Origin of the sequence: Corynebacterium ammoniagenes DSM 20306, from assembly GCF_001941425.1 — a bacterium.
Taxonomy (GTDB): Bacteria; Actinomycetota; Actinomycetes; order Mycobacteriales; family Mycobacteriaceae; genus Corynebacterium; species Corynebacterium ammoniagenes.
Genome location: NZ_CP009244.1, coordinates 465,484 through 492,166, shown reverse-complemented (window position 1 = coordinate 492,166; position 26,683 = coordinate 465,484). Strand labels below are relative to the sequence as shown.

Below are 26,683 nucleotides of genomic sequence, written 5' to 3'. Positions count from 1 at the left end.
ATTTCTCAAACAACATAGCGAAGGAGTTCTTATGAAGAACTACACCTATATTGGCGTCGCACTGGGCATTATTTTAGCGATTGCCATCATCACCAACGCCTGGTCACTGTTCTTCTTGGCAGTAATCTTAGGCGCCGTGGGCGGAGTTATCGGTGCACACTTTGATGGCCGTATTAACTTGGGTGAAATTTGGAATAACGTCGTAGGTAAAGGCCGCGGCTAATGACAACTACACCACACGCACCAGAGAAGGTCGCTGGTGGTGTCCACGTTGCTAACGCCCCGGGCACCACAGAGATCAGCGTCCGTACGTTAGAGCGCATTGTCGCCCAAGCCATTCAAGCTGTTCCGGGAACGGTAGGTATTGATTCCAAGCTGGCGGGCATTGGCGGACGTGGGTATCCACGCAGCATTGTCCAGGCCGATCCGGATACCCAGATGACAGCGGTTGATTCCACCATCGCCGTGGCATGGCCGTCCCCGGTCACGCAGGTAGCAGCGCAAACACGCGCAGCTATTGTCTCAGCGCTGGCACAATTTACCGGTTATTCCACCACCCGCGTCAACGTCACCGTGGGGCATTTGGAACCTAGTACGCGGGTGAGCAATTCGGCAGCCGCCGCCGCGGTTGATTTTCACGCGGCAATTCCGGTGATCAATCCGTCGAAGATTTCTCATCCAACCACCAAGTCCTCGTCCACGAATGTGCGGCGTTTTGATCCGTCGCAGTGGGAAGACAGGACTCAGGTGAGGTCGGTGGCACCACAGCAGTCGCTTATCGATGCCACGTCGGTGTCTACCCCTGACCCCGTCGAGGTGCGTTCTGTGGAGACCCCGGAAGAAGTAGAGATCCGCCCGAGTGGTGAGGTCAACAGTTATGTGGAGGAGGTTTACGTGCCAGAATTTACTCCCCGCGAGCTGCATTTGAAACCGGTGGAGGTTCCTGAGGAACAGCCGCTGCGTGAGATCCACGTAGAATCCGCCAACCCGGAGCCGTCGCGCGTTAACGCGCCACAGCCCGTACAGCTGCGGCATATTGAGGTTCACCCGGTGGAGGTCTTCAGTCCCGAGATTAAGCCGTGGAGCGCACTCGCTGAGACAAACGGTGAGGCAAACGATGAGAAAGGAGCTCGGTCATGAGTAAGGATCCATCGTTTGAGACCGTCGAGTTTGAGGCAGCGGACAACTCCACGGAGGAATTTCCGAAGACGGAAGAAACCGATACGACTTTAGAAGTTGCGGAACCACAGCATAAGACCACGGCGTCGACATCTGCAGATGGTTATGTCACCTCCGCGCACACCACGGTGGATAATCCCGCGCCGAAGTTTCGTAGCAAGCAACCGCGGCTGGCACCACCAGTTAAGTGGCTCGCCATCTTGCTGGGGCTGGCGCTCATCGCCTTGGCGTGTGTGGCTTGGCGCGATGTGTGGATTAGTTATACGAATTCCCCGCAAACCTTGTGGAGTGCGCCGGTGTTTCGGCTTATCGGCACCCCACCGCTTCCCATGTGGATGGTGTGGGCTGGTGTGGCATCCATGGTCGTGGGGCTAATCTTCTTTATCATCGCGGTTCGCCCAGGGCGGATGACGCACGTGCCCGTCAGCCCGTCTACCGAAGATGGTGCTACCACCATGTGGATTCGCAACGTTGATATTGCACGTTTGGTCAGTGGTACCACCCGGCGTATCCCGGGCGTGAGCACGGCGCAGACTCGAACCACGGGCAATACCAAAAAGGGTCTCAAGGTTGAGATCACTATCGCTGGAGACGTCGATGATCCGATGTTGGCGCAGCGCGTGAGCGATAGCGCCAAGGACGCCTTGAAGGAATTGGGCACGAAGGTCGACGTCAGCGTCGAAGTCGAAAAGAAGCAGGAGTTGGGAAACAATGTCTAAGGCATTACGCGGTCTAGACCGCACAATCTTTATCCTCTTAGCTCTTGTTCTCATCGTGCTCGGCGTGTGGCCAGTGCTGATGTACTTCAACGTGGAGTTTGCCAATTACCTCGCCACCTGGGTCCAACATGATGTGTGGGCCGGTATTCCGGAGCAAAGCTGGTACCTCTACGTGTTGATTGCCGTGGGCGTCATCGCGCTATTTTTAGGCATCTGGTTGACCATTGCCAATGTACGCACCCAACGGTTTAATGCCGTGGAGTCGGCCGTGAGTGATGATCAGGGCTCGGTGACCACACTGTTTAACAGCGCTGGGCAAGGTATTGCGGATGCTTTGGAAAAACAACCTGGCATCCAAAGCGCAAAGAGCAGGGTTACGGTCATCGAAAAGCAGCGCACTTTGACCTTTACCGTGCTGGCGCGCGCTACCACTGAGCTTGCTCAGGTTCGCCGCATGGTCGAAGAGACCGAGCAGGATTTCCGCGCCGCGTTTCCAGATGCGGATGTGCAAACGGTGTATAACCTGCACTTCGACAAGGTGGGCAAGTCGAGCTAACTGGTGGCCGCGAGCAGGACTTTGGCAGGAGTGCCAAGGTCCATGTGCTCCCCGCCGGCGAGTTCAATAACTAGCGGTGCATGCTGGATGACTCGGGTCCACTGGTAGGTCTGCACATCTAAGCTGCGCCGCTGAGCGGAAGCCACCTCAAGCCGGCGAGATAAAGCAATAGTTCGGCCGTCGTCAGTAACAATGACATAGACGATATCCCCGATATCAGCGCGAGAAAGCCCCTGGAGGCTCTCGCGCTTTTCTTGTGTGTCTAGCCGCGTAATCCGCTCGGTTACTCCGAGACGGTGGTCAATCCCGGAGGTATCGGTAATGACTACGGGAAATCCTGGGCCCGTGGTGCGAAAGGTGTCATATTCCCACACGACGGTCGGGTGGCCGGGGCCGTTACGGACGATGACGTGGGCATCGATAAGCGAAATGCGCATGGTCTTATCCAACAAGCTGAGCATGAAGCCCTCCCCTGCCGTGATGTCACCTGGGGACAGCTCTGGCGGGTACTGCGTGGCAATGTCGGTGAGATAGTCCATGAGCTCTTCATCGCTGCTGCCCCAGCCGATGCCCTGGGTGGCTGCCATCGCCATCAGGGTAGGCAGGGAAAGATCCGGCTGTCCAGCCCACGTCCTTCGCAGGGCGTGGAGAACATCATCAATGCGCGTGGGATCTTTCATGCCCCCAACCTTAAACCGCCGCTGCGGGAAGTAAAAAGCACACATTGTTAATTTTGCTACACCCATTTTGCGAATTACCCCCATCACACGGTGACAGCGACTATGTTCAATAGCACTGCTTATCTCGTGAAAGGAATTTTGCAGCTATGAGTGAACAGGTACGCGACGATATCCGTCTCCTGGGGCGCATCCTTGGGCAAGTCATCGCCGAGCAAGAAGGCGAAGACGTCTACGAGTTGGTGGAAAGCACCCGCCGATTGGCTTTTGGTGTGGCCCGCGGGGAGGAAGACGCGGAGGCTTTGCTGTCTGCTTTTCGCGCGGTCGATGAAAATAAAATCAACCTGGTTGCGCGCTCCTTTAGCCACTTTGCGTTGATGGCGAATATCGCGGAAGACTTGGACGATGAATCGGCGCTGGCTGCCCGCGAGGATGAAGGTGCCCCGGCACCGGATGCTTCCTTGGAGGCTGTGCTGGCGAAGTTGCAGGCGGCCGGCGATATCAGCACGAGTGATATCACCCGGGTATTGGATACAGCGCAGGTGTCTCCGGTGTTTACTGCGCACCCAACGGAGACGCGTCGGCGTACCGTGTTTGACGTGCAGGCGCGCATTATTGCGTTGCTGCGTGAGCGCCACGGGATTCTTGCGCAACCGGAAACTACGCGGCGAAAAGCCCGGCTGGCGGAGATTGAGCGCGAAGCGCATTTGCGGATGACCATTTTGTGGCAGACCGCGTTGATTCGGATTGCCCGGCCGCAGATTGAAGATGAAGCCAATGTCGGCCTGCGCTATTTCAAGCGGAGTCTATTGGAGCAGGTACCGGCGATCAATCGCGATACCATCGCTGGTCTGCGCGAGGCTTTTGGCTCGGCGGTGCCGAACCGGCAGGTCGTGCGCACAGGTTCCTGGATTGGCGGCGACCACGATGGCAACCCGTATGTCACCGGTGAAACCCTGCGATATGCAACGCGTCAGGCCGCCGATACGGTGTTGGAATACTACGTGGACGAGCTGGCGCTGCTGGAAAAGGAGCTGAGCCTATCCGACCGCTATTCGGAAAGTTCTGCCGAACTGCAGGAGCTGGCCGCTCGTGGCAACAATGATGTGCCTAGTCGCGTGGATGAGCCTTATCGCCGCGCCATCCATGGTGTACACGGACGCATGGTGGCCACCCGGGCCGCCATCGCGAATACGCAGAGCGATACGGAGCAAGGAGAGTTTGCACCGTATGCCTCTCCGTCGGAGTTTGCGGCGGACCTCAGCGTGATCGACCGGTCATTGCGGCAGTTTAATGACGCCATCATCGCCGAAGACCGTTTGCTGCGAATTCGCTCTGCCGTTGACACTTTCGGGTTTCACCTCAATGCGTTGGACTTACGGCAGAACTCGGAGTCTTTTGAATTCGTCTTAGACGAGCTCTTCGCGGCAGCTGGCGTGACTGCAGCCGGCGCCGGGTACAAGGACTTGGATGAAAATGCCAAGCGTGAGCTTCTCATTGCGGAGCTGACGTCTGCGCGTCCGCTGACATTTGGGTGGTCGAAGGGCTTTAGCGAAACCACTGAACGGGAGTTGGGAATTTTCCGCGCGGCGGCGGAGGCCATTAATGACCTGGGTCCTGAGGTAGTACCGCATTGCATCGTGTCTATGACCGGTACCGTCAGCGATATTTTAGAGCCGATGGTGCTGCTGAAAGAAGTTGGCATCATCAGCTTTGATCCGGCGCAGCAGCGCCTTGTGGGATCGGTGGATATCGCGCCACTATTTGAAACCATCGAAGACTTGCAAGCGGGCGCACGCATTTTGGAAGAGCTCTGGGAAGTCGATCTCTACCGCCACTACCTCCGCGGCCGAAATGATACCCAAGAAGTCGTCCTAGGCTATTCGGATTCCAATAAGGACGGCGGATACCTCTTAGCCAACTGGGCGTTATATGACGCGCAAATTGACATCGTCGATGCCTGCGAGCGACATGGGGTCGCGCTGCGGTTTTCCCATGGCCGCGGCGGTGTGGTCGGCCGTGGTGGCGGGCCCACCTACGATGCCATCTTGGCGCAGCCGGAAGGTGCCGTGCGTGGCTCGGTGCGGATTACAGAACAAGGTGAGGTCATCTCCGCCCGTTATGGCACAGCGACCTCAGCACGGCGCCACCTCGAGGCCTTTGTCGCCGGCACGTTAGAGGCCTCACTGCTTGATACCGAAAGGCTGAAGCAGCCAGAGCGTGCTTATGACATCATGCGCGAAGTGTCATCGCTAGCTGGCGAGAAATACAAGCAATTGGTGCGCGACGATGAAGGATTTATTGACTACTTCACGCAGTCCACTCCCCTGCATGAAATCGGCGATCTCAACTTGGGCTCACGCCCGACGGCTCGTAAACAAACCGAGTCCATCTCCGACCTTCGCGCTATCCCCTGGGTTTTGTCCTGGTCGCAATCGCGCGTGAACCTTCCCGGCTGGTTCGGTGTGGGATCGGGTATTACCCAATGGGCAGGCGAGGATGACCAGCGGTGGGACGATCTGCGCACGTTGTATCAGGCCTGGCCGTTCTTCCGCTCGGTGCTCGATAACATGGCGCAGGTCATGGGTAAGGCATCGATGGATCTGGCGAAAATCTATTCTACGCTTGTCGATGATGCCGAGACATCGAAACGGGTGTTTACCACCATCGTTGACGAGTATGAACTAACCCGCGAGGTCTTTCATCGCATCACCGGGCATGAGTCGTTGATGGCCGGCAATGAACGACTTGAGCGCTCCGTGCACAGGCGTTATCCGTATCTACTGCCGCTGAATGCGATTCAGATTGAACTATTGCGACGCTATCGCGCAGGCGATGATTCCTTCTTGGTTTCCAAGACCATCCAGGTAACCATGAACGGACTCGCCACGGGTCTGCGCACTTCGGGATAGACACCCCACAAATGCAAAATCCGCTTTCCTCCACGAGAGAGGAAAGCGGATTAGGCGTTAGTTATGAAGTAATGAATTACTCGATAACCTTGGTCACGCGACCAGCGCCAACGGTGCGGGAGCCTTCGCGGATAGCGAAGCGCAGGCCCTCGTCCATAGCAACTGGCTGGATGAGCTCAACGGACATGTCGACGTTATCGCCAGGCATGACCATCTCGACACCCTCAGGCAACTTCACAACACCGGTAACGTCGGTGGTGCGGAAGTAGAACTGTGGACGGTAGTTGTCCATGAATGGGGTGTGGCGGCCGCCCTCTTCCTTCTTCAGGACGTAGACGGAGCCCTCGAACTTGCGGTGAGGGGTGTAAGCGCCTGGCTTAATAGCAACCTGGCCGCGCTCAACCTCTTCACGCTTGGTACCACGCAGAAGCAGACCACAGTTGTCGCCAGCCTCGGTGTAGTCCATCATCTTACGGAACATCTCGATACCGGTAACGGTGGTGGAGAGGGACTTCTCCTGGATACCGATGATCTCGATGTCTTCGTTAACGTTCAGCTGACCGCGCTCAACACGACCGGTGACAACGGTGCCACGACCGGTAATGGTGAAGATGTCCTCGATAGGCATCAAGAATGGCTTGTCAGTTTCACGAACTGGGTCTGGGATGGAGTCATCGCAAGCCTGCATCAGGTCAACGACGGACTGTACCCACTTCTCTTCGCCGTTCAGGGCGCCCAGAGCGGAGATGTGAACGATTGGAGCTTCCTCGTCGAACTCCTGCTCAGCCAGAAGTTCACGAACTTCCATCTCAACGAGCTCGATGATTTCCTCATCGTCAACCATGTCACACTTGTTCAGTGCAACGAGGATGTAAGGAACGCCAACCTGGCGAGCAAGAAGAACGTGCTCACGGGTCTGTGGCATTGGGCCATCGGTTGCAGCAACAACCAAGATAGCGCCGTCCATCTGAGCAGCACCGGTAATCATGTTCTTGATGTAGTCCGCGTGGCCTGGAGCGTCTACGTGTGCGTAGTGGCGCTTAGGGGTGGAGTACTCAACGTGGGAGATGTTAATGGTAATACCACGCTCCTTCTCCTCAGGAGCCTTATCGATCATGTCGTAAGCGAACGCTTCGTTCTCCTCAGGGTACTGGTCTGCCAGTACCTTGGTGATAGCTGCGGTCGTGGTGGTCTTACCGTGGTCGACGTGTCCGATGGTGCCGATGTTTACGTGCGGCTTCGAACGCTCAAACTTAGCCTTTGCCACTGTATGTCCTCCTGGACTTCATTGTGACTACGACTTTCGCAGCCACGTGATTGACAGTTGTCACAGCACTTAGAATATCCCGGAAGATAATACCAAGCGCCCATGACGCTTTCTTTTCGTGCCAGTTACACGATCCTAGATTTATGCCACGGAATTTTCAAACCAGCTAAAAGGGGTTTGAGGTTGTCCGCGGAAGATTTGTGCGGACGTTAGTCCTCGACAAGAATCATCTCGGATCCTAGGAGGGTAACGGCCAGCTCAATCAACAAGATTGTACCTATTGATTCAGCGTGACCCCTACCCTCCTGGGGTAGCCGCCTGAACGTGGTTGGCCCTACTGGCGAAGAGCCAACCGCGCCGTGGTCAGGCAGCAATTAAAGCAAACAGCTTACTTTCCGCCACCGGTGCGCTCTTCGATGATCTCCTGAGCAACGGAGGATGGAACCTCAGCGTAGGAGTCGAAGACCATCGAGTAGTTTGCGCGGCCCTGGGTGCGGGAACGCAGGTCGCCTACGTAGCCGAACATCTCAGACAGTGGGACCTTTGCCTTAACCAGCTTGGCGCCAGCGCGGTCTTCCATGGCGTTGACCTGGCCACGACGGGAGTTAACGTCACCGATAACATCGCCCATGAACTCTTCAGGAGTGGTGATTTCCACTGCCATCAAAGGCTCCAGCAGTACCGGCTTTGCCTTAGCAACAGCTTCCTTCAGAACCTGTGAACCAGCCAACTTGAAGGCCATTTCCGAGGAGTCAACGTCGTGGTAAGCGCCGTCTTCCAGGGTTGCCTTAACGTTGACCAATGGGAAGCCTGCGAGGAAGCCGTACTGCATTGCGTCCTGAATACCAGCATCGACGGATGGGATGTATTCCTTAGGAATACGGCCACCGGTGACGGCATTTTCGAACTTGTAAGTAGCGGACTCGCCCTCTTCCAGCTCGGATGGGTCTGGGTTGTAAGGCTCGATGGTGACGATAACCTTGGCGAACTGACCAGAACCACCGGTCTGCTTCTTGTGGGTGAAGTCCAGGGACTCCACAGCCTTGCGAATGGTCTCGCGGTAAGCAACCTGTGGGTTACCGATGTTCGCTTCAACCTTGTATTCGCGCTTCATGCGGTCAACAAGAACGTCCAGGTGGAGCTCGCCCATGCCGCCGATAACGGTCTGACCGGATTCTTCATCCAGCTCGACGGTAAAGGTTGGGTCCTCAGCAGCAAGCTTCTGAATTGCGGTACCCAGCTTCTCCTGGTCGGCCTTGGTCTTAGGCTCGATGGAGACCTTGATAACAGGGTCTGGGAAGTCCATGGACTCCAGAATGATTGGGTTCGCACGGTCAGACAGGGTGTCACCAGTGGTGGTGTCCTTCAGGCCGATGATTGCGTAGATGTTACCAGCTACAGCTTCTTCAACAGGGTTTTCCTTGTTGGCGTGCATCTGGAACAGCTTACCAATGCGCTCCTTCTTGCCCTTGGTGGTGTTTTGTACTTCATCACCAGGGGTGACCTTGCCCGAGTAAACGCGGACGAAGATCAGCTGACCGAAGAATGGGTGAGCAGCAAGCTTGAAAGCCAGGCCGGAGAATGGGGAGTCAATGGAAGGCTTACGAACAAGCTCCTCGTCCTCATTGCCCACAGCGTGGCCGTGAACCTCGCCCACGTCCAGTGGGTTAGGCAGGAAGTCGATGACTGCGTCGAGCAGTGGCTGGACACCCTTGTTGCGGTACGCGGTACCACAGTAAACAGGGTAGATCTCAGAAGCGATGACCAGCTTACGGATAGCAGCCTTCAGCTCGTCGATGGTGATTTCCTCGCCAGCGAAGTACTTTTCCATGAGCTCTTCGTCGGACTCAGCAACGGTCTCCACGAGCTTCTCGCGGTACTCGTTGGCACGGTCGACCAAGTCAGCTGGGATTTCAGCCTCGGTTGCCTCGGTACCGATGGCAACCTTGCCTGGCCACATAAGAGCCTTCATCTCGAGCAAGTCAACAACGCCGTCGAAGTCATCTTCAGCGCCGATAGGCAGCTGCATAACCAATGGCTTTGCGCCCAAGCGGTCAACGATGGTGTCCACGGTGTAGTAGAAGTCCGCGCCCATCTTGTCCATCTTGTTGACGAAGCAGATACGTGGAACGTCGTACTTCGCAGCCTGACGCCACACCTGCTCGGACTGTGGCTCCACGCCTTCCTTGCCGTCGAATACGGCAATAGCGCCATCTAGGACACGCAGGGAACGCTCAACCTCAACGGTGAAGTCAACGTGACCCGGGGTGTCAATGATGTTGACCTGGTTGCCCTCCCAGAAACAGGTAACAGCAGCGGAGGTAATGGTGATACCGCGCTCTTTCTCCTGCTCCATCCAGTCAGTGGTGGATGCGCCGTCGTGGGTCTCGCCTACCTTGCGGTTGATACCGGTGTAGAAGAGAATACGCTCGGTCGTGGTGGTCTTACCGGCATCGATGTGCGCCATGATGCCGATGTTGCGGACCTTCTTCAGGTCCTTAAGCACTTCTTGTGCCACGGTTAATACCCCAACTCGTTTGTTGTCACGTTTGTTGTCTCAGAATCCTTCTTTAACACAAACGCAGTTACGTACAGTAGTTCTCGTTCAATCTTGCCATTATTCGCGCCCTTTAGCAGCCCGGAGGGGGAATTCTCAGATGAAATTTATCTTAAGAATCTTACTTCGGGCTAGTTCATAGCGCTCTAGTGGCAATTTTGTCCGTTGTGCATTGAAAACAATAACCCGAGCAGGTCACATTTTTAAGTTATCCGGCCCAAACGCAAAGTGCGCTTAGGTCGCTGCATCGACAAGCGCTGCAGCGCAAACTTAACCGGTGTGTTGCTCGGGTCATAGTCAGCCACAAACTACCAGCGGTAGTGAGCGAAGGCGCGGTTGGCCTCAGCCATCTTGTGGGTGTCTTCGCGACGCTTCACGGAAGCGCCCAGACCATTGGATGCATCCAAGATCTCATTTGCCAAGCGCTCGATCATCGAGTTCTCGCGACGCTGACGGGTGAAGGTAACCATCCAGCGCAGTGCCAAGGTGTTAGCACGAACTGGACGAACCTCGATTGGAACCTGGTAGGTTGCGCCACCAACACGGCGAGAACGAACCTCAAGGTCTGGGCGGATGTTGCCAAGAGCCTTTTCCAAGGTACCTACTGGATCGGTGCCGGTCTTTTCGCGGCAGATCTCCAGAGCGCCGTAGACGATACGCTCTGCGGTGGACTTCTTGCCGTCGACAAGAACCTTGTTTACCAGCTGAGTAACTTGCTCAGAGTTGTAAACAGGATCTTTGACTACGGGACGCTTTGGTGCAGCATTCTTACGCATTGTATTACTGTCCCTTCTTTGCGCCGTAACGGGAACGGGCCTGCTTGCGGTCCTTGACACCCTGGGTATCCAAGGAGCCACGAACGATCTTGTAACGGACACCAGGAAGGTCCTTCACACGACCACCGCGGACAAGCACCATGGAGTGCTCCTGCAGGTTGTGGCCCTCGCCTGGAATGTATGCAGAAACCTCAATGCCGGTGGTCAGGCGCACACGGGCAACCTTACGCAGAGCAGAGTTAGGCTTCTTAGGAGTGGTGGTGTACACGCGGGTGCATACACCGCGACGCTGAGGGGAGCCCTTCAGCGCAGCGGTAGCGACCTTAGTGCGCGGGGTATTGCGGCCCTTGCGGACCAGCTGCTGAATAGTTGGCATAACCAGTCTTTCTTATCGGTAGAAATTACTTGCCTCAGCGCACTGCCTGCCGGGTTGGAGCTCTTCGGTGAGAAACAAGTACCAATACACGCAAAAATGAGGACTCTTTTCCGGGGTCCTACCGCGTGTCCAGATACCTATTCCCCACCGAGTCACAACTGACTGGCGTGTAAAGCTGAGAAAAGGATCAGACTCTTCGTCACATAATGCAACGAACCTTTGCCAACACTACCAAAGAAAGCGCGACTTTCACAAAACGCCGCTGACGGGGAGTTCTTCTCCCATTTCCGGCGCTGATCTGCACAAATGCACCCACCGCAACTAAGCGCTATGGACGGAACTGGTGGAGTAATGCCACTCCCACACCACATCCGGTTCCAAGCCTTCGTCGACCAGCCGCTGGAAGTGTTCTAATTCCTGGCGCTCCCAGGTTTCAAACCAGTCTTCATAGCCTTCATCCCGGTCGAGTGCGCGGGACTTGCGGGCTTCACGCGGTCCAGTGACCATCACGGTTACTACCGAACCACGCGCTGTTGCCGCTTCAATATTGGCAGTGGTGACTGCACCAACCCCTTCGACAATCAGGTTGTCGCGACCATCCAAGCTAAACCACTCGGCCGGTGCGTGAGCGTTCCAGTCCCAGCGCCAAAACCCCGGGTTCATTTTGCGCAAGACTTGGCTGTTGACCATCTCACTGCCTTTTTCTAGCCCTTGCCAGCCGGGATAAAACTCATCTAAGTGCACGGTTTGCCACTGGGTGTGCTCCGATAAGCGCGCGGCAAACCAGGTTTTACCAGCGCCGGAGGGGCCATCGATAAGCACGGTAATCGGCTTCATAGGCTTATTGCGCTGTTCTGCCAGTTCCGCAATCTTGTTCTCTAACAGGTCTTGGGCCTGTTCAAAGGTTGAGGCTTCGATGGTATCGGGCGGATCGCTCTCTTCCCGGTGTTGACCGGGAACAGCTGTTGCTTCCTCCGATGCACTATCTTCGCTGGGCATAAACCCGGTTGGTACGCCCTCGGCACTTGCTGCAGGGTCAATGGTGGTTTTAATAATCACAGTCATGGAATTGGGATGAGCCAATAAGAATTGCACGTCGGCAATCCTGTACTTTCCTAGCCACACCTTTCAAATGCTTTGCCACAAGTTCGAAGTAGAACTTTATTCATTCCATGGTATGCGTAAAAATTCTTTTTTGTACAAAATTGCGGGCAAAATCTCCGCGTAGTTTCTACAGCCCCAAAAAGCGCCACGAGTCAGTAACAACCGAGACAAGCACAGGCAGCGACGCCAAAATAACACCGGCGAGCATGACCCACCAGTCCGTAGCCACTAGCCTGGATTCCCGCGCCCAGGTGCGCCGACCTCCACCCGGAATGGGTCGGGCAAAACCGCGCGCTTCCATGGCAGTGGCTAGTTTGCCGCCGCGACGCAACGCTAAGACCAACAGCCCAAAAGACATGGACGCCAAATGCGCTATCTTTCCACGATCAGCGAGCCCGCGGGCACGGCGGGCCTGGGCCATGGCGTGCCAGTCTTCTTTAAATAGCGTTAGCATCCGCACGCCAGCTACCGCACCGATGACAAAGCGCGGGGGTAGTTTCAGGATTTGGGCAAGGGCGTCGCCGAGCTCAGTCGGGTCAATATCACGCGCTAGGACAATCACGGGCAAGGCGACAGCGAGCACGCGCAGCATCATCGCTAAAGCCAGCTCAATGGAGTTATCAGTCACGGTTGCCAACCAGAAAGAAAAGTACTCCCGGCCGCCTTCTTGGGCATAAAGCAACATGGACACCCCAGAGATGGGCGCGATGATAAACAGCGGCCAGCTCATCGCCAACAGCCGTTTAATCCCCACCCCACACAAGGGGGCGCACATAAAGGTAATGGCCAAAGACACCGCGGCGCTGACCCAATCCACTGAGAGCAATTGTGGGGTGGTTAAAACCAAGATGAGTGCCAGGCGGGTCAGCGGGTTGACCTCAGATAAAACATTAGGCATCAGCGCTCACCACCAGGTGGCAATCGGCCAAGGCGGAGATAAAAAGCTCATCGTGGGTAATAGAAGCCACGGTGACACCGTCATCGACAAGCTCGCGGATCATCCACACCAGTTCCGCAAAGGTTTGCGGGTCTTGGCCAAAGGTGGGCTCGTCCAGCAACACCACGCTGGGTGCGGTCACCAAGGCAGTCGCAACCGACAACCGGCGCTTTTCCCCACCAGATAAGGTAAAGGGGTTCGCTTCTACCAACGAGGTCAGCCGCAAGCGGTGCAAGAGCTTGTCGATGCGCTCTTCGACCTCCTTCTCCCCCACCCTTGCGAAAGCACCTTGCTCATCTTGGGCTCGCCCGCGGCGATCCTGTTTGAGAAGCTTTCGCTTGGAAAGCGTTCGCATGACGCTGGGACCCACGCGCATTTCTTCGAGCACGCTGCGCGCGACGAATTGATGCTCGGGGTTTTGAAACACAAAACCAATCCGCTGTGCTAGTTGGGCCGAGGTCCAGGCATGCGGGTTGGCCTTTAAACCGCGGCGAATGCTTGCGGAATATCCCAGCTCACCGGCTACGGGTTTCAGCAGCCCGGCCATTGTCATCAGCCACGTGGTCTTGCCCAAGCCATTAGCTCCGGTAATGACCGTCGACGCGCCTTCGGGCACAGCAAGGGTCCGAGCCGGGCCGAACCGTGTGACCAGGTTGTGAGAGAAAAGCGCGGCGGGGGCATCGTTAAGCACTGGCTGCGCGGCGGGTAGGCCCGTGATGCGCCGCTTAGCGATGGCCGTGGCACTATCGCCGTCATAGACTAATTTGCCGTGCTCCAAAACAATGGCACGGTCTAGAACGGGTGCCCATTCCTTGTAATTGTGCTCAATGACAATCAGGGTTGCGCCGGTTTCTTCCACGATGTGCTGCACGGCGGCTACGACATCGGCAGAGCCTTGCGGGTCCAAGTTTGCCGTGGGTTCATCCAATAAGATGACCTCGGCACCCATGGCAATCACCCCGGCTAGCGCCAGGCGTTGCTTTTGCCCGCCAGAAAGCCGTGCGGTGGGGTGATCGATGCTGAGATCCAAACCCACCAGCTCCAATGCCATGTGAACGCGGCGCCAGATCTCATCGCGGTCTAGCCCCAGGTTTTCACAGCCAAAGGCCACGTCATCACCGACGCGTGAAGCAATAACCTGTGAGTCAGGATCTTGTAGAACCAGCCCAACGGTGCCGGCATTGATGGTCAGTTCGCCGCATAAGGTTCCTTCATCATCCCCGCCGAGTACGCCTGCAAGCGCTGCCAGCAGCGTGGATTTCCCGGAACCGGAGTCGCCGGCGAGCAAGATTTTCTCGCCGCGTTCAATTGTTAAATCAAGGTCAGAAATAGCCGGGGAATTACGGCCGGCGTGCTGCCAGCTCAAACCCCGCGTGATGATTTGTGGCATTAAATTGCGCGCTGCTCGCGTCCGACGGCGAAGCGATCTAACGCCCCGGTCTTGGCTAGTGCTTGAACTGCCACAAAGCTCAACACGCCGGCCAAGATGGCACCGGAGACAATGAGACAGCCCAAGTAGATGAGGTTAAATTCCAGGGACTTGGCAATATTGGCGGAGGTAAATAGTTCCAAGACAAAGGCGCCAAGCGCTGCACCGACACCGCCCAATGCGGCGACGGTCAGGCTGAAGCGGCGGTACAAGAAGATGGCGAAGACGATCTCTACACCCAATCCTTGCGCCAGGCCGGAGTACAACGTTTCCGGGCCCCACTGGGAGCCGAAGACGGCGGAGACCGTTGCGGCCAGGGTTTCGACATAGATCGCTGCGCCGGGTTTGCGGATGACCAGTGCGCCGATGACACCACCAGCCAGCCAGATACCGGTGGCAAGACCACCGAGGCCTGGGGTGAGTGCGTCCATGGCCATGAACCACGCGTAGCCCACGGAATTCCAGAAAACGAAGACCAGGCCGCATGCGACTGCCAAGATGGAGGCAACGATGATATCGACAACTCGCCAATTTAAGGAGCGAGCAGGGTTAGCTACAGTAACCATTTCTTTGTCCTTTCGCCGGCATTATCCGGTTCAAGTTCGACGGTTTCCCAGCGCCTGCACTGGGGTTCTCAGCCCGCACTTTGCTCGCGAGCACCCGTAAATGAATGTGATGCCTTTCAACAACTACCAGAGGGCTATTACCTTGGGCAAATAAGAACAGCGCCCGTGCTCCTGAAATATTCAGAGCACGGGCGCTGTAGTTTACGCTGGACTTTTACCTAGAAGGTGAAGTCCTCATCCAGTGGGACGGAAGCGCCGGTGAATTCACCGAAGCCATCGTCGCCGTAGATGGAATCGCCGTAAGTTGGAATCGAGTATGCCGCGTTGCGGGCAGCCTCGGTTGGCTTGACGGAGATATTGCGGTAACGGGAGATACCGGTACCAGCTGGGATCAGCTTACCGATGATGACGTTCTCCTTGAGACCGATGAGCTTATCAGAGCGCTTGTTAATAGCGGCATCGGTAAGCACACGCGTGGTCTCCTGGAAGGACGCAGCAGACAGCCAAGACTCGGTAGCCAAGGAAGCCTTGGTAATACCCATAATCTCAGAACGCAGCTGAGCTGGTTCCTTGCCCTCTGCCTGCATAGCGGAGTTGATCTGGCGAGCCTCAGAAAGGTCAACCAAAGTACCTGGCAACAAGTCAGTGTTACCCGAGTCGATGACAGTACCGCGACGCAGCATCTGACGGATGATGATCTCGATGTGCTTGTCGTGGATGGCTACACCCTGAGTACGGTAAACAGCCTGAACCTCATCAATGAGGTGCTTTTCCACGCCACGACGACCGAGAACCTCAAGTACGTCGTGTGGGTCAGCTGCACCGCGCATCAAGCGAAGACCGGTGGTGACATGGTCACCGTCGCGCAAGGAGCGCTCGATCATCGCATTCGGGTTGGACTCCATCGGGCGACGAACCTGAGCCAGGCCCTGACGCTTCGACAGCTTCTCGTAGACCACATTGTCCGAACCATCGTCTGGGGTAATGGTCAACGTCCAGAAGTTTCCTTCATCGGACAGTGACACGGTGCCATCGACAGAAGCGATTGGTGCACGGTTCTTCGGGTTACGTGCCTCAAATAGTTCCTGAACACGTGGCAGACCGCCGGTAATATCGCCACCGACACCACCCTGGTGGAAGGTACGCATGGTCAGCTGGGTACCAGGCTCACCAATGGACTGAGCAGCAACAATACCGACTGCTTCGCCGATATCGACCAGCTGGCCAGAAGCCATGGACTTGCCGTAGCACTTCGCACAGACGCCGGCTGGGGTCTGACAAGTCAGAACCGAGCGGACCTTGATCTCTGGGATGCCAGCCTTAACCAGCTTGTCAGTGAGTTCGTCGGTCAAGTCTGCGCCAGCTTCGGCGACGACATTGCCCTCGGAATCCTTGACATCTGTTGCGACAACGCGGCCCGAAGCTGAGGTCTCCCACAGCTCGTGGATTGCGAAGGTGTCTTCTGCAATCTCTTCCGCGATTGGAACGCGAACACCCTGACGGGTGCCACAGTCGTCTTCGCGAACGATGACATCCTGCGCAACGTCAACCAGACGACGGGTCAGGTAGCCCGAGTCAGCGGTACGCAGCGCGGTATCGGCCAGACCCTTACGGGAACCGTGGGAGTTGTTGAAGTACTCCAGAACCGACAGACCTTCACGGAAGGAAGTCTTAATCGGACGGGTGATGTAGTCACCCTTAGAGTTCACAACCATGCCCTTCATACCGGCCAAGGTCCAGATCTGACGCATGTTACCTGCTGCACCAGACTTCACGATCATCGGAATTGGGTTGTCATCTGGATACAGTGACTCGACCGCGTTACCCACGGAGTCAGTTGCATCCTTCCACAGCTCAACCAGACGGTCGTAGCGCTCACGCTCAGTCAGCGCACCCTGATCCCAGTACTTGCGCTCGATGCGCTCTGCTTCCTTCTCGTAAGACTCGAGCATCTCGGTCTTGTTTGGAAGAACCAGAACGTCGTGCATGGTAATGGTGACACAAGAGCGGGTTGCCCAGTAGAAACCGGCATCCTTCATCTTGTCCAGTACCTGAGCAACGGTGATCATTGGGTACTTGATAGCGAGGTCATTAATGACATCGCCCAACAGAACAATGTCCTTGGAGCCACCCTTACGGACCATGACGCCCTCTAGGTATGGGTAGTTCCATGGCAGAAGCTCGTTGAACATGATGCGGCCCAGGGTGGTTTCAGCCAACCAGGACTCGCCCTTGGTCCAACCGTCTGGGAATTGAGCTGCCTCAATTGCCTCGGTTGGGCGCAGGTGGTCAAGGCGAACCTTGATCGGTGCCTGCAGGCCAAGAACGCCGCGGTCATACGCCATGATCGCTTCCGCATAGGAGGAGTACATGCCCTGTGCTGGGCCGTTCTCATCCGCTGGAGCGTAGCGACCGTTGCCACCAATTTCGTCCTCGCGCTTGTTCATGGTGAGGAAGTACAAACCAGTCACCATGTCCAGACGTGGCATAGCCAGTGGCTTACCAGATGCCGGGGACAAAATGTTGTTGGAGGACAGCATCAGCACACGAGCCTCAGCCTGTGCTTCTGCGGACAGTGGCAGGTGAACTGCCATCTGGTCACCGTCGAAGTCGGCGTTGAATGCTTCACAAGCCAGTGGGTGCAGCTGAATAGCCTTACCCTCAACCAGCTTCGGCTCGAATGCCTGAATGCCCAGGCGGTGCAGGGTTGGTGCACGGTTGAGAAGAACTGGGTGCTCGGAAATTGCTTCTTCCAAAACGTCCCAGACCTCTGGACGCTGACGCTCGACCATGCGCTTTGCAGACTTGATGTTCTGCGCGTAGTCGTTTTCCACCAGACGCTTCATAACGAATGGCTTAAACAGCTCCAGCGCCATCAGCTTCGGAAGACCACACTCGTGCAGCTTCAGCTGAGGACCGACAATAATGACGGAACGACCGGAGTAGTCAACACGCTTACCCAGCAGGTTCTGACGGAAACGTCCCTGCTTACCCTTGAGCAAGTCACTCAAGGACTTCAGCGGACGGCTGCCTGGACCAGAAACTGGACGACCACGACGACCGTTATCGAACAACGCGTCTACAGATTCCTGCAGCATGCGCTTTTCGTTGTTGACGATGATCTCAGGTGCGCCGAGATCGATCATGCGCTTGAGGCGGTTATTGCGGTTGATGACACGACGGTAAAGGTCGTTCAAGTCAGAGGTTGCAAAGCGTCCACCGTCGAGCTGCACCATGGGGCGCAGCTCTGGTGGGATCACTGGGATAGAGTCCAGGACCATGCCAGCTGGGTCATTGCCCGAGCGCTGAAATGCAGCAACAACCTTGAGGCGCTTGAGTGCACGCATCTTCTTCTGGCCCTTGCCATTGTTGATGACGTCGCGCAGCTCTTCGGCCTCTGCATCGAGATCGAAGTTGCGAATCAGGGTCTGGATTGCTTCCGCACCCATGCCGCCGGTGAAGTAATCTTCGTAGCGGTCAACCAGCTCTTCGTAGATGGTCTCATCAATGATCATCTGCTTTGGAGCAAGCTTGTTGAAGGTGTTCCAGATTTCATCCAGACGTGCGACCTCACGCTCACCGCGTTCACGAATGTGCTGCATTTCCTTATCAGCAGCATTCTGAACCTTGCGGCGTGCGTCAGCCTTCGCGCCTTCTGCTTCGAGAGCAGCCAGGTCATCTTCGAGCTTGGCTGCACGCTCAGCAATTTCAGCATTGACGTCATCTTCAACGTCCTTCTTCTCCAAAAGCATTTCGCCTTCGAGAGTCGACAGGTCGTTGTGGCGAGCCTCGTCATCAACGGACGTGATGATGTTGGCTGCGAAGTAGATGATGCGCTCCAGGTCCTTTGGAGCAAGGTCCAACAGGTAGCCCAAACGGGATGGGACACCCTTGAAGTACCAGATGTGGGTCACGGGAGCAGCAAGCTCAATGTGGCCCATGCGTTCACGACGAACCTTGGACTTGGTGACCTCAACGCCACAACGCTCACAAATGATGCCCTTGTAGCGGACACGCTTGTATTTACCGCACTGGCACTCCCAGTCACGGGTAGGGCCGAAGATACGCTCACAGAAAAGGCCGTCCTTTTCTGGCTTCAGGGTGCGGTAGTTGATGGTCTCAGGCTTCTTTACCTCGCCCTTAGACCAACGGCGGATGTCGTCGGCGGTGGCCAGTCCAATACGAAGCTCGTCGAAGAGATTTACGTCGAACACGTAACGTCTCCCTTTCATCCTCCTGAAACGGAGGAAGTTGATTGGCTTTTAGTTCTAAATAACGTTTCGTGTGTCCTTAACGCATTCGCGCCAAGGACACAGTGCACTTGTTAAGCGATGTCGGCGGAAGAGCCCTCGTCACGGGACAAGTTAATGCCCATGGAAGAACCAGATTCCATATCGTCGTCATCAGAGCCAGAAAGTTCCATCGGTGTGCCGTCAGCGGAAAGAACTTCCACGTTCAGACACAGGGACTGGAGCTCCTTGAGCAACACCTTGAAGGACTCAGGAATACCTGGATCCGGGATGTTGTCGCCCTTAACAATTGCTTCATAGACCTTCACACGACCAACCACGTCATCGGATTTGATGGTCAGCAGTTCCTGCAGGGTGTAAGCCGCGCCGTATGCCTGCATGGCCCACACCTCCATCTCACCGAAGCGCTGTCCACCGAACTGTGCCTTACCACCCAGTGGCTGCTGGGTAATCATGGAGTAAGGACCGGTAGAACGTGCGTGGATCTTCTCATCAATCAGGTGGTGCAGCTTCAGGATGTACATGAAACCAACCGAGATTGGGTACTGGTATGGCTCACCTGAACGACCGTCGAAGAGGACAGTCTTGCCGTCTTCGTCGACCATGACATCACCATCGCGGTTTGGCTTCGAAGAAGCCAGCAAGCGTGAGATTTCTTCGTTGGTTGCACCGTCGAATACTGGCGTTGCAGTCAAGGAATCCGCTGGAACATCGTACAGTTCTTCCGGCAGAGTCTTCAGCAGCTCTTCGTTCTTTGGATCCTCGGTGTCTACGGTCCAGCCGGTGTGTGCCAGCCAGCCCAAGTGCAGCTCGAGAACCTGACCAATGTTCATACGACGTGGAACACCGTGGGTGTTCAAGATGACGTCTACTGGGGTGCCGTCAGCCATAAATGGCATGTCCTCTGGAGGCAGCACCTTACCCACAACACCCTTGTTGCCGTGGCGGCCAGCGAGCTTATCGCCGTCCTGGATCTTGCGCTTTTGCGCAACGTAGACACGAATCATCTCATTGACGCCAGGCGCCAAATCATCATCGTCTTCACGGGAGAAACGAGCAACGCCAATGACCTTGCCGGTTTCACCGTGTGGAACCTTCATGGAAGTATCGCGAACTTCGCGAGCCTTCTCACCGAAGATGGCGCGCAGCAAGCGCTCTTCTGGGGTCAGCTCGGTCTCGCCCTTTGGCGTCACCTTGCCCACCAGAATATCGCCAGCGCGAACATCGGCACCGATGCGGATGATGCCGCGGTCATCCAAGTCACGAAGAACATCTTCGGACACGTTTGGAATCTCACGGGTGATCTCTTCTGCACCCAGCTTGGTATCGCGAGCATCAATCTCATGCTCTTCGATGTGGATCGAGGTCAAAACGTCCTCTTCCACGATGCGCTGGCTCAGAATGATCGCATCCTCGTAGTTGTGGCCTTCCCATGGCATAAACGCCACGAGCAGGTTACGACCCAACGACATTTCGCCATTGTGGGTACCTGGGCCATCGGCAAGCACCTGGCCTGCCTCAACACGGTCGCCCATGTTGACCAACGGAGTCTGGTTGTAGTTCGTGCCCTGGTTGGTGCGCTCAAACTTGCGCAACATGTAGGTATCACGAACACCTTCATCATCCATGATGGTGATGAGGTCAGCGTTGACGTTTTCAACAACGCCGGCCTTCGGGGAGATGACCATATCGCCGGCATCGTATGCAGCGCGCAGCTCCATACCGGTACCAACATAAGGTGCTTCGCCGCGAACCAGTGGAACAGCCTGCTTCTGCATGTTCGCACCCATCAGGGCACGGTTAGCATCGTCATGCTCCAAGAACGGAATCATGGCCGTACCAACAGAAACCATCTGACGTGGAGACACGTCAACGTAGTCGACGCCATTAGCGTCGGTCACGCCGATATCGCCGTCCTTGAGGCGAACCTCGATACGGTCGCCGACGATGTTGCCGTCAGCGTCCTGCTCCACCTCAGCCTGCGCGATGGAGTAACGGTCTTCTTCATCAGCGGTCAGGTAACGAACCTCGTCGGTAACCCGGCCGTTTTCCACCTTGCGGTAAGGAGTCTCGATGAAGCCGAAAGCATTCACGCGAGCATAAGAAGCCAAGGAACCGATAAGACCAATGTTTGGACCTTCGGGAGTCTCAATTGGGCACATACGGCCGTAGTGAGATGGGTGAACGTCTCGGACCTCAATGCCAGCGCGCTCACGGGACAGACCACCCGGGCCTAGCGCGGACAGACGACGCTTGTGGGTAAGACCCGACAGCGAGTTGTTCTGGTCCATAAACTGTGACAGCTGGGAGGTACCGAAAAACTCACGAATCGCTGCCGAAACTGGACGAACGTTAATCAATGACGTTGGCGTAATTGACTCCGCATCCTGCGTGGTCATGCGCTCACGCACAACACGCTCCATGCGGGACAGGCCAACGCGGACCTGGTTTTGGATCAATTCGCCAACGGTACGCAGACGACGGTTACCAAAGTGGTCGATGTCATCGGTGTTAACCGGGATCATCTCACCATTAGGTGCCTTCATCTCACGCTCACCGGTGTGAAGACGAACCAAGTATTCCAGGGTTACTGCAATGTCTTCTTCGGTCAGGGTCATCAGACCCTCATGATCTCCACCAAGACCCAGCTTGCGGTTGACCTTGTAACGGCCAACGCGTGCCAAGTCGTAGCGCTTTGCGCGGAAGAAGGAGTTGTCCAGCAAGGACTGTGCAAGATCGCGGGTTGGCTGCTCACCTGGACGCTGCTTGCGGTAGATCTCCAGCAATGCTTCGTCGGTGTTGGCGATGCCGTCAGATTCCAGGGTCGACATCATCAGCTCGGAGAAGCCGAAGCGATCGCGGATCTGCTGTTCGGTCCAGCCCAAAGCCTTCAGAAGAACGGTCACTGGCTGACGACGCTTACGGTCAATGCGCACACCAACGGTGTCGCGCTTGTCCACGTCAAATTCCAACCAAGCACCGCGGGATGGGATGACCTTCACGGAGTGCAAAGGACGCTCCGTAGACTTATCAATAGTCTGGTCGAAGTAAACACCTGGGGAACGAACCAGCTGGGAGACAACAACACGCTCGGTGCCGTTGACGATGAAGGTGCCTTCATCAGTCATCATTGGGAAATCACCAATGAAGACGGTCTGGGATTTAATTTCCTGGGTGTCGTTGTTAATGAACTCTGCCGTGACATAAAGCGGAGCAGAGTAGTTGATGTCCTTTTCCTTGCACTCGTCGACGGTGTTTTTCACCGGCTCAAAGCGTGGCTCAGACAGAGACAAAGACATGTTGCCGGAGTAGTCCTGAATTGGAGACAACTCTGCCAAGATATCTTCGAGGCCAGAGGAAACGTGTTCTTCGCCACGCTCTTCCTGCTGACGCTCACGCCACTCGGACGTGCCGATGAGCCATGCAAAGGATTCAAGTTGTAGATCAAGGAGGCCCGGAACCGCAATAGGTTCGCTGATTTTAGCGAACGAATAACGCTTCGGGGCTCCAGGGATATTGGCCACTGACTTGGTCTGGCGGGAGACTGCCAAGATGGGTCCTTCCAGCACCTCACGCGGAACGCTCTGTCAAGAACCACCTTGAAGAACGAAAACCGCTGGTAGATTTAGCATTCGGTCTGCTGTGGAATAATCGGGTTCAGATAGCACAAAATCACCCTGTCAAATCGGCTTTGCCATCACCGCTCGTCAAGGCTAAATGCGCACTGAAGATCCGGATTCCAGCGCAAAGAAATAGCCTAGTCTAACTTTTCCCCCATGTAAAGTCAGACTTGACTTTTTTATTCGACAACGACTATTGCACAAGCTGCTCCGGATCACTGCAGCTTACGCGCGGTGTGCTGGTGTCAATTCTTACACACACTCTACCAATATCGGTATTTTGGGCCTTGGTGTGCACAAACAGCTAAGAAATCTGGCAGCACTACCGCGCGGACTTAAGTGTCATTGCACGTCGTGTCCTACCGCGGCAATCTACCACGAGCTTTCGGGAATATGAAACATACGGCCCGCGCGCCATTAGATTACCTAGGCGACAGGTAGACTAAATATCCATGCTGCCAAAGTCTCGAGTTATCTCCATTGTGCTGCTAGGTCTCGGCGTCGCCCTGCTGGTTGCAGGCATTGTGACCCCGCAATTTTTACATGCCAGCGCGCGACTTCCCCTCGATCTGACTGGCGCAACCTATACGTTGACCGATGAAGATGGCACCGCTTTAAAAAGGAGCGAAGAAGGCACCGAGGAATACAACGGTCCGGTCACTTATCAGATGCACGTGGACGTCCAAGATCCTTCGGATGCACAAAATGCGACCGTCAGCATTGGTGAATCAACGTTCCGCGGCTTTGGCGACGATGGTGCCATCGAGAACTTGGTGCAGGCACAAATCTGGAATTACTCCATTGACCGCATTACTGGTGAAGCCACCAGCGAGGCAGACATTAGCTACCAACTCGCCTCCCCCATGACCACCTCGGCGGTCGATGGCTATTGGTTTAAGTTTCCTTCCGATGCCGCCAAGACCACATACCCGGCTTATGATCCCACGTTAAGGGCAGCACGGGATGCAGTCTTTGAAGAAGAGCTCGAAGTTGACGGCCGCACCGTCTACCGCTACCACCAAGAAATTGAGCCGGTCAATGTTGCCACGTTGTACGCCGGTGCTTTTAATACCACGCAGTTAGAAACTGAAGACGGCGGTACCGAGGCCGGCTACCTTTTCCATTCTGGAACCCGTGAGCTCTATGTGGATCAAGAAACCGGTTTGCTGATCGGCATGGATGTAGACATCCACGACTACTACGCGGACCGCGAGGGCAATGCCGATCACGATGCCCTGGTGCTCAACGCCTCAAGCACGGATGAAGACCGCGCCGCCATGCTGGCCCAAGCCGCGGAGGTGCCGAAAGAATCCACCGCCCGCAATGTGCGTCTCGGCCTGCTTATCGGCGGCGGTATCCTCGCAGTCTTAGGCCTCGTTGGCACCTTCTGGCCTCGCCGTAAGCGTTAAATTCGGACCAGCATCTTGCCGGTATTGCCGCCGCGCATCATGTTAAGGAAAGCATCGACGGTGTTCTCGATGCCGTCAACGACGGTCTCATCGTAAGTAATCTTGCCTTCAGCAAACCATGGGCTCATCTTCTCGCGGAACTCCGGCGCTAGGTCCAAGTAATTGGCCAAGGTGAACCCTTCCAGCTTGAGCCCGCGGGTAATAATATTGGCCATGTTATCCGGCCCTGGGGTGCGATCGGTGGCGTTGTATCCTGAGATGGCGCCGCACAACGCGATGCGACCGCCGTCATTCATGACATCCAGCGCTGCTTCCAAGTGGTCCCCGCCAACGTTGTCGTAGTAGACATCAACGCCATCTGGAGCTGACTTCGGCAGCTGCTCGCGGACATTAACTTCCTTGTAATTAAAGGCCTCATCGTAGCCATATTTTTCCGTAAGCAAAGCAACCTTATCGGCTGAGCCCGCAGAACCGATTACCCGCCCAGCCCCCAGCTGCTTAGCGATTTGGCCAACGGCGGTACCCACGGCACCAGCTGCACCGGAGACAAATACTGTATCGCCCTTGTTCAAACCAGCAATAGCGGTCAGGCCGACATAGGCAGTAAGCCCTGTCATGCCCAAGATGTGCAGGTGCACGGATAGTGGAACTCCGTCAATATCCGGCACGGGACGGAAGGTCTCGGCGTCGGCTTGGATAATATCGGTCCAGCCATGCTGGTGTAGCACCGCAGTGCCTACCTCCAACGAATCTGATGCCGACTCAATCACGCGGCCTACTGCTCCCCCGGTAATAGTCTCACCAAGTGCAAACGGTGCGACATAGCTGCGTGTGTCATTCATACGCCCGCGCATATAAGGGTCGACAGAGACGAACTCATTGCGAACGCGAACCTGCCCTGGTTCCAGTTCGTGGTATTCGACGGTGGCTGCTCGGAAATCATCATGCGTTGGCCATCCGGTAGGTCGGTTAGTAAGTTGGATTTGAGTACTTGTGTTGTTAGACATTGTGGAAAATTCTCCTCAATCTTTTCGAAACTGCGTTAAAACGTCTTCTGAATTAGAGCGCACAGGCAATTACTCCGGTGCGCCAACGCCCCAGACTACCGACGGACACGCACGACGCTTTTCGATGCGGATGTAGCCACTGTTAAGCAGCAACTGGACTCTCGCCCACTTAGAGCCGCCTTGCGGACAGCGCAAATCCAAGACGCCTTGGGATCAAAAAATCCTCCGACAACCGAATGAAAATTCCAACGGTTGCGGAGGGTTTTTAAAGGTTAGCTCGAAATTACTTGAGCTCGACGGAAGCGCCAGCTTCTTCCAGCTTAGCCTTAGCAGCTTCAGCGTCGTCCTTGTTTGCGCCTTCGAGGATAGCCTTAGGTGCGCCCTCTACGAGCTCCTTAGCTTCCTTCAGGCCCAGGCCGGAAACGAGTTCGCGAACAGCCTTAATGACGCCGATCTTCTTTGCGCCAGCATCGGTCAGGACAACGTCAAACTCGTCCTTCTCTTCCTCAGCAGCAGCAGCTTCTGCACCTGGTGCAGCAGCAACAGCAGCTACAGGAGCAGCAGCGGTTACGTCGAAGACCTCTTCGAATTCCTTAACGAACTCGGAGAGTTCGATGAGGGTCATTTCCTTGAACGCTTCAATGAGCTCGTCCTTGGTGAGCTTAGCCATGGTAGGCATCCTTTCTGTAGTCGGTTTTTTCTAAACCCGACAAATTGTTGTTTGTGGTGCGCACGTGGTGTGCGACTTAAGCTTCCTTCTTCTCCTGCAGTGCAGCCGAAAGGCGTGCAACCTGAGAAGCAGGGGCATTGAACAGGCCAGCGGCCTTTGCCAAGTTGCCCTTCATTGCGCCAGCCAGCTTTGCGAGAGTGGTCTCGCGGTTGTCCAGGTCGGCGATAGCCTTGACTTGGTCAGCAGACAGTGCGCTGCCGTCCATGTAGCCGCCCTTGACAACAAGTGCTTCGTTGTCATCGGCGAACTTCTTCATAACCTTTGCAGCGTCGACTGCTTCGCCCTTGATGAAGGCGAAAGCGGTTGGGCCGGAGAGGTGTTCGTCAAGGCCTTCGATGCCAGCTTCGTTGGCAGCGATCTTGAAGAGGGTGTTCTTGGCGACGGAGTAATCAACATCAAAGCCCAGGTTGGTGCGCAGCTCCTGAAGCTGTGCAACAGACAGGCCGCGGTACTCGGTGATAACGATGGAAGAGGATTCAGCGATCTTTTCCTTCAGCTCAGCCAACTCCGCAGTGTTCTTTGGGTTTGCCATTTTCTTACTCGCCTCCTTTCAAAACATCTCTTTTGTTCCGCCGGAGCAAATTTGATGACAGGCATCAAAAAAGCCCCGTG

Annotated in this window: 20 protein-coding genes and 1 riboswitch; of the genes, 6 read left to right on the top strand and 14 right to left on the bottom strand. The window is 55.7% G+C overall.

Translation table 11 applies throughout. From position 1 onward, the window contains the following. Positions 1-31 precede the first annotated feature (31 nt). From CAMM_RS02365 to CAMM_RS02350, 4 genes are read left to right on the top strand one after another with little or no spacing between them, the layout of a single operon-like run. Positions 32-223 (top strand): hypothetical protein, encoded by a 192-nt coding sequence (locus tag CAMM_RS02365; protein WP_003848069.1) that lies wholly within the window; start codon positions 32-34, stop codon positions 221-223. Further along, complete coding sequence (locus CAMM_RS02360) at positions 223-1,140, top strand: Asp23/Gls24 family envelope stress response protein (RefSeq protein ID WP_003848068.1); 918 nt, start codon at positions 223-225, stop codon at positions 1,138-1,140. Before CAMM_RS02365 ends, CAMM_RS02360 begins: the two co-directional genes overlap by 1 nt. Beyond that, positions 1,137-1,898, top strand: a complete 762-nt coding sequence (locus tag CAMM_RS02355) for a DUF6286 domain-containing protein (RefSeq protein WP_003848067.1) — start codon at positions 1,137-1,139, stop codon at positions 1,896-1,898. The genes CAMM_RS02360 and CAMM_RS02355 overlap by 4 nt, the downstream gene beginning before the upstream one ends. After that, on the top strand, positions 1,891-2,454 hold the full coding sequence (locus CAMM_RS02350) for a hypothetical protein (RefSeq protein ID WP_003848066.1): 564 nt from the start codon (positions 1,891-1,893) through the stop codon (positions 2,452-2,454). The genes CAMM_RS02355 and CAMM_RS02350 overlap by 8 nt, the downstream gene beginning before the upstream one ends. Here the strand turns inward: CAMM_RS02350 and CAMM_RS02345 are convergent. Then, positions 2,451-3,134 carry a GTPase domain-containing protein gene (locus tag CAMM_RS02345; protein WP_040355795.1) on the bottom strand — a complete coding sequence of 228 codons (684 nt, stop codon included), beginning with the start codon at positions 3,132-3,134 and terminating at the stop codon, positions 2,451-2,453. The two genes, CAMM_RS02350 and CAMM_RS02345, sit on opposite strands and share 4 nt — an antisense overlap. Before the next feature lie 146 nt (positions 3,135-3,280). Between CAMM_RS02345 and ppc the strand changes: the two genes are divergently transcribed. Continuing rightward, positions 3,281-6,043, top strand: coding sequence for a phosphoenolpyruvate carboxylase (ppc, locus tag CAMM_RS02340; RefSeq protein WP_003848064.1), 2,763 nt, complete (start codon positions 3,281-3,283; stop codon positions 6,041-6,043). Positions 6,044-6,119: 76 nt separating this feature from the next. Here ppc and tuf read toward each other — a convergent pair whose 3' ends face one another. From tuf to rpoB, 10 genes are all read right to left on the bottom strand, one after another. After that, on the bottom strand, positions 6,120-7,310 hold the full coding sequence (gene tuf / locus CAMM_RS02335) for an elongation factor Tu (RefSeq protein ID WP_003848063.1): 1,191 nt from the start codon (positions 7,308-7,310) through the stop codon (positions 6,120-6,122). Positions 7,311-7,698: 388 nt separating this feature from the next. Then, a complete protein-coding gene (gene fusA / locus CAMM_RS02330) occupies positions 7,699-9,828 on the bottom strand; it encodes an elongation factor G (protein ID WP_003848062.1) in 2,130 nt (709 codons plus the stop codon). A gap of 347 nt (positions 9,829-10,175) precedes the next feature. After that, complete coding sequence (gene rpsG / locus CAMM_RS02325; RefSeq protein WP_003848061.1) at positions 10,176-10,643, bottom strand: 30S ribosomal protein S7; 468 nt, start codon at positions 10,641-10,643, stop codon at positions 10,176-10,178. A gap of 4 nt (positions 10,644-10,647) precedes the next feature. Then, on the bottom strand, positions 10,648-11,019 hold the full coding sequence (gene rpsL, locus CAMM_RS02320; RefSeq protein ID WP_003848060.1) for a 30S ribosomal protein S12: 372 nt from the start codon (positions 11,017-11,019) through the stop codon (positions 10,648-10,650). Between the two features lie 321 nt (positions 11,020-11,340). Further along, on the bottom strand, positions 11,341-12,114 hold the full coding sequence (locus CAMM_RS02315; protein WP_232051023.1) for a nucleoside/nucleotide kinase family protein: 774 nt from the start codon (positions 12,112-12,114) through the stop codon (positions 11,341-11,343). Between the two features lie 136 nt (positions 12,115-12,250). After that, on the bottom strand, positions 12,251-13,021 hold the full coding sequence (locus tag CAMM_RS02310; protein WP_003848057.1) for an energy-coupling factor transporter transmembrane component T family protein: 771 nt from the start codon (positions 13,019-13,021) through the stop codon (positions 12,251-12,253). Further along, entirely contained in the window at positions 13,014-14,450 is a 1,437-nt protein-coding gene (locus CAMM_RS02305) for an ABC transporter ATP-binding protein (protein ID WP_003848056.1), read from the bottom strand. Before CAMM_RS02305 ends, CAMM_RS02310 begins: the two co-directional genes overlap by 8 nt. After that, complete coding sequence (locus CAMM_RS02300) at positions 14,450-15,055, bottom strand: ECF transporter S component (RefSeq protein ID WP_003848055.1); 606 nt, start codon at positions 15,053-15,055, stop codon at positions 14,450-14,452. The genes CAMM_RS02305 and CAMM_RS02300 overlap by 1 nt, the downstream gene beginning before the upstream one ends. Continuing rightward, a riboswitch (TPP riboswitch) is annotated at positions 15,046-15,163 on the bottom strand. (Overlaps the previous gene by 10 nt.) 110 nt (positions 15,164-15,273) lie before the next feature. Beyond that, a complete protein-coding gene (locus CAMM_RS02295; RefSeq protein WP_040355792.1) occupies positions 15,274-19,269 on the bottom strand; it encodes a DNA-directed RNA polymerase subunit beta' in 3,996 nt (1,331 codons plus the stop codon). Between the two features lie 110 nt (positions 19,270-19,379). Continuing rightward, a complete protein-coding gene (rpoB, locus tag CAMM_RS02290) occupies positions 19,380-22,874 on the bottom strand; it encodes a DNA-directed RNA polymerase subunit beta (RefSeq protein WP_003848052.1) in 3,495 nt (1,164 codons plus the stop codon). Positions 22,875-23,377: 503 nt separating this feature from the next. Here rpoB and pgfA point away from each other — a divergent pair. Continuing rightward, positions 23,378-24,334, top strand: a complete 957-nt coding sequence (pgfA, locus tag CAMM_RS02285; protein ID WP_003848050.1) for a cell envelope lipid trafficking protein PgfA — start codon at positions 23,378-23,380, stop codon at positions 24,332-24,334. Here the strand turns inward: pgfA and CAMM_RS02280 are convergent. The 3 genes from CAMM_RS02280 to rplJ form a co-directional block, all read right to left on the bottom strand. Further along, positions 24,331-25,341 (bottom strand): NADP-dependent oxidoreductase, encoded by a 1,011-nt coding sequence (locus CAMM_RS02280; protein WP_040355789.1) that lies wholly within the window; start codon positions 25,339-25,341, stop codon positions 24,331-24,333. The two genes, pgfA and CAMM_RS02280, sit on opposite strands and share 4 nt — an antisense overlap. Positions 25,342-25,624: 283 nt before the next feature. After that, entirely contained in the window at positions 25,625-26,011 is a 387-nt protein-coding gene (rplL, locus tag CAMM_RS02275) for a 50S ribosomal protein L7/L12 (RefSeq protein ID WP_040355786.1), read from the bottom strand. Between the two features lie 76 nt (positions 26,012-26,087). Then, positions 26,088-26,603, bottom strand: a complete 516-nt coding sequence (gene rplJ, locus CAMM_RS02270; protein ID WP_003848042.1) for a 50S ribosomal protein L10 — start codon at positions 26,601-26,603, stop codon at positions 26,088-26,090. Positions 26,604-26,683 lie beyond the last annotated feature (80 nt).